Consider the following 4,175-nt stretch of genomic DNA (forward strand, 5'->3'; position numbering starts at 1 on the left):
AATTACTTTGAGTCTTAATGTTAAGACGTCTAAAAGAATTGCTGGTTTGTTTACTTAACTTATTTTCTGTTCAATTTTCAAAGACCATTTTCTTCATCGCCCTCAAGCGACTTTCTTATCTTATCACCATAAGTTATTTATGTCAACATGTTTTTTAACTTTTTAAAACATTTGACTTGCCTTAGGCGATGAATAAATCTTATCATTAAAAAAAAGCATTGTCAACATATTTTATTATATTTTTTAATAAAATTATAATTACATTTTGAAAGTTATTATTTCGCTACTATTTTTTGTCTTTTTATAAACTTATGTAAGTAACATTAACTATCTGCTATCTAAAGCTTTACCTTAGCTTTAGATAACAGATTTTATATTCTGTGTTTTACTTTTCATGCCCTAGCGTTTTTATTATTATTAATGCCGTATCTTCTATTGCTCTTTGAGTAACATCTATAGTTTTACATCCTAACCTTCTCATTATTCTATCTGCAAAATCAAATTCTTCTAGAATTCTAGCATCACTAGCATACTCAATTCCAGTAGGCATTCTATGAAACTTATCTAATCTTCTTTTTCTTATTTCTATTAATTGTAGAGGATTTATCACTAATCCAAATATCTTCTTCTTATCTACTTCGAAAAGTTCATCTGGTATTTCTACTTCAGGCATAAGAGGTATATTTATAGCCTTTATTCCTTTATTAGCTAAATACATACATAATGGTGTCTTTGATGTTCTTGATAACCCTATTAGTACAACATCTGCATTTTTTAGTCCTCTATAGTCTTTACTATCATCATATTGCATGGCAAATTCCATTGCCTCAATTCTCTTAAAATAAACTTCATCTGTTTTCCACATAGCCCCTGGGTTATTATCAGGCATTTTATTTAATATTGATGAAGCTACATTTATTATTGGTCCAAGTACATTTACTACTGATATATTTTTCTCTAAGCACTTTTGTGTTAGATATTCCCTTACGCTTACAGTTATTATAGTTGATACTATCATACAATTTTCACAATTACTAACATCTCTCATTAAATCTTCTATATCTTCTAATCCTTTAATATAGGGAACTCTCTTTACTTCTACGTCTCCTTTGAATTGACTTGCTGCTGCTAGTGCAACTTGCTCAGCTGTTTCCCCTATTGAATCTGATACTGCAAAAATTTTTAACACTTCAATCCCCTCCTATGTTGCATACCACTATTTTATTATTTATCTAAATAACATAAATATTCAGTATTTTCATTTTAATTATATCAGTATTTAAAATAATTTGTTATCCTTATATGTATTTTCTATTTATATATGATAAAATCTTAATATCTTAAGTTTTCTGTAGGAGGATAAAATGACTAACAAACTTAATAAAGATAAATGGCTAACAACAGGGTTACTCCCTATAATGTGGTTGTTGTACTTTGCATTCGAAATTATCACTGGTAGGGTTGATAGTTTTTATACTTTAGCTATGAATTTATTATTGACTATCGTATTTGCATTGACAGGCTGGATAATATACATTACATCTCAAAAATATTCCAATGGATTTACCAGCAAAGTGGTTTTTACAATTTTTCTTGTGCTTATGTTAATAGATCAAGGTGTAAAGATTATAATAAAACTTTTCTATTTTGATAATTATTTTGAAATTATACCAAAGTTTCTTTCCTTTGACCCTATAATTAATACAGATGGCTCTTGGCTTAATGCTAGATTTGGACTTGGCGTAGGATTTCCTGCTCTAATAATACTAAATGCACTAGCCGTAATATTATTCATAGAGGTATATAGATATTATTTATATAAAGGAAATAAAGACTTCTGGTCTGATATGGCCTTTTTATTCATTCTGTCTGGAGCGCTATGTTCATTAATAGATAAAATCTTTTATGGCGGTAGCCTTGACTTTATAGGAATTAGCAATCTATTTATAGCAGATATAAAGGATATGTATATTAATTTAGGAATATTATTTTTTATAATGTTAATCTATATAAAGGGTTATTTCAAAGAAGAAGATTCCTCAACTTTAAAAGATGATTTAGAATCTGCAAAGAAATTTTTTAAATTTATGAAAAATGATATATTTAGAAAATAAAAAAAGAAAGGATTTTAATCCTTTCTTTTTATATGTAATGCTAAGCAAGTTCTTATTAAAAAATCACTTCATTACTGAAGTGATTTTTTGGTGGCTTACCCGGGAATCGAACCCGGTACACCTTGATTAAAAGTCAAGTGCTCTACCGATTGAGCTAGTAAACCCTATGAACCTGGCAACGTCCTACTCTCCCACACAGTCTCCCATGCAGTACCATCGGCGCTCTAGAGCTTAACTTTCCTGTTCGGAATGGAAAGGAGTGTTTCCTCTACGCCATCATCACCAGATATTTTTCTCTCAACAAGAACTTATTATATAGACATATTGTCCATATGTCAACATATTTTTTAAAATTATTTTATTTTTTTTCTTATTAATATAAATTAATTCAATTTTACTTGTAAATATGCGCCTTTAATTCAGTTCTATTTTATATGATTTTAAAATTTATGTTCAATATGGAGAGCTGCTATACATAGTTTTTTATTCATGTCATTCATCTTAAATCAACATAACCCAATATAAGTTTACTTAAAAACTAAAGAATTAAATTATAGAAAGTTATTTATATGCTAAACTTTTTATACATAGGCTAAAAATTTAAATAGTGCTATTTATAAAAATATTAGTATCTTTATAAATAGCACCTAAATTATTTATTTAATTTTTCTGTGTACTCTCTTATAACATCATTAGACTTTTTAAATCTTTTAAGTTCTTCATCTGTCATATCTATTTCTACTACTTCTTTTACACCTTCACTATTAAGAACTGCTGGTACACCACTAAATACATTATATTCACCGTATTCACCTTCTAATAATGTAGATACAGGTATTATTTTATTCTCATCATTTATTATTGCTTTTATAATACCTACAGTAGCCGATGCTATAGCATAATATGTTGTTCCCTTTCTATTATATACTTCCCATCCTGCCTGAGCTGTTTCTAAAACTAATTTATCTAAATCTACATCTCCAACTCTATCTTTATTATCTTGTATAACCTTATTAAAAGGCTTTCCTCCTATATAGACATGAGACCATGGAACCATTTGAGAATCTCCATGTTCCCCCATAGAATAAGCCTGAACACTTCTAGGATCTACATTAAATAAATCTCCTATAAAGTTCTTTAATCTTGCTGAATCAACTGATGTTCCTGTTCCTATAACATGGCTTTTAGGTAATCCAGATATTTTATATACATAATGAGCTATTATATCTACAGGATTTGATATTATTATAAAATGTCCATTAAATCCACTTTCCATTATAGGATTAACTATTGATTCAACTATATTAGCTGATAAATCAAGTGAATCTAATCTTGTTTGCCCTGGTTTCGGTGGCGCTCCAGCAGTTATTACAACTATATCTACATCGCCACATTCTTCATATGAACCAACCCTTATCTTTGTATTTCTATTTAAATATTCTATACAATGCTTTAAATCCATTACTTCACCAAGAGCCTTTTCTCTATTAATGTCTATCATTAAGACTTCATCACAGACTCCTTGTGTTATTAAACTAAATGCTGTACTAGATCCCACCAATCCCGTTCCTACTATAGCTACTTTTCTTGTTTTTGAAAACATATGTTTTTCCTCCAGTCTATTTCCTTTTTTTAAATTATATATCATATTTTTCTAATATTAAAATAATTTAAAATCATATTATCTAAAAGTTATTTCCACTTTTTTATATACCCTAAATTATAAATATTATTTATTACAAATTAACCAATCAATAATGATAAAATTTTATATTCTAATAAATTTTAAAGAAATTCTAAAAAAGTTTAAAAACAAAAAAAATCCTAAACAAATGTTTAGGATTTGGTGCGTTATCAGGGGATCGAACCCGGGACACCCTGATTAAGAGTCAGGTGCTCTACCAACTGAGCTAATAACGCATATGACCTGGCAACGTTCTACTCTCCCACACAGTCTCCCATGCAGTACCATCGACGCTGTAGAGCTTAACTTTCCTGTTCGGAATGGAAAGGAGTGTTTCCTCTACGCCATCATCACCAGATTTCAGAGTGTTCTCTGAA

At 29.1% G+C, this 4,175-nt stretch carries 3 protein-coding genes, 2 tRNA genes and 2 rRNA genes; 1 reads left to right on the forward strand and 6 read right to left on the reverse strand.

The window, feature by feature from the left end; translation table 11 throughout:
* Nucleotides 1-385: 385 nt before the first annotated feature.
* Nucleotides 386-1,189 carry a pyruvate, water dikinase regulatory protein gene (locus J7M87_RS16890; protein ID WP_291652809.1) on the reverse strand — a complete coding sequence of 268 codons (804 nt, stop codon included), beginning with the start codon at nucleotides 1,187-1,189 and terminating at the stop codon, nucleotides 386-388.
* 175 nt (nucleotides 1,190-1,364) lie between these two features.
* Here J7M87_RS16890 and J7M87_RS16895 point away from each other — a divergent pair, with 175 nt between their 5' ends.
* Nucleotides 1,365-2,114, forward strand: a complete 750-nt coding sequence (locus tag J7M87_RS16895) for a signal peptidase II (RefSeq protein ID WP_291652811.1) — start codon at nucleotides 1,365-1,367, stop codon at nucleotides 2,112-2,114.
* Nucleotides 2,115-2,202: 88 nt separating this feature from the next.
* Here J7M87_RS16895 and J7M87_RS16900 read toward each other — a convergent pair.
* The 5 genes from J7M87_RS16900 to rrf (J7M87_RS16920) all read right to left on the reverse strand — a co-directional run bounded on the left by J7M87_RS16900 (nucleotide 2,203) and on the right by rrf (J7M87_RS16920) (nucleotide 4,156).
* Nucleotides 2,203-2,278: transfer RNA gene (locus J7M87_RS16900), tRNA-Lys, on the reverse strand.
* Nucleotides 2,279-2,284: 6 nt separating this feature from the next.
* Nucleotides 2,285-2,401, reverse strand: a 5S ribosomal RNA gene (rrf, locus tag J7M87_RS16905).
* Nucleotides 2,402-2,766: 365 nt separating this feature from the next.
* A complete protein-coding gene (locus J7M87_RS16910) occupies nucleotides 2,767-3,717 on the reverse strand; it encodes an L-lactate dehydrogenase (protein WP_291652813.1) in 951 nt (316 codons plus the stop codon).
* A 241-nt stretch (nucleotides 3,718-3,958) separates the two neighbouring features.
* Nucleotides 3,959-4,034: transfer RNA gene (locus J7M87_RS16915), tRNA-Lys, on the reverse strand.
* A gap of 5 nt (nucleotides 4,035-4,039) precedes the next feature.
* Nucleotides 4,040-4,156 (reverse strand): 5S ribosomal RNA (rrf, locus tag J7M87_RS16920).
* Nucleotides 4,157-4,175 lie beyond the last annotated feature (19 nt).

Origin of the sequence: Clostridium sp. (genome assembly GCF_017888565.1) — a bacterium.
Classification (GTDB): domain Bacteria; phylum Bacillota; class Clostridia; order Clostridiales; family Clostridiaceae; genus Clostridium.

What these genes read in the sequence shown, in the direction of transcription:
- J7M87_RS16895 (WP_291652811.1), top strand. Translation starts at nt 1,365, where the DNA reads ATGACTAACAAACTTAATAAAGATAAATGGCTAACAACAGGGTTACTC.
- J7M87_RS16910 (WP_291652813.1), bottom strand. Translation starts at nt 3,717, where the DNA reads ATGTTTTCAAAAACAAGAAAAGTAGCTATAGTAGGAACGGGATTGGTG.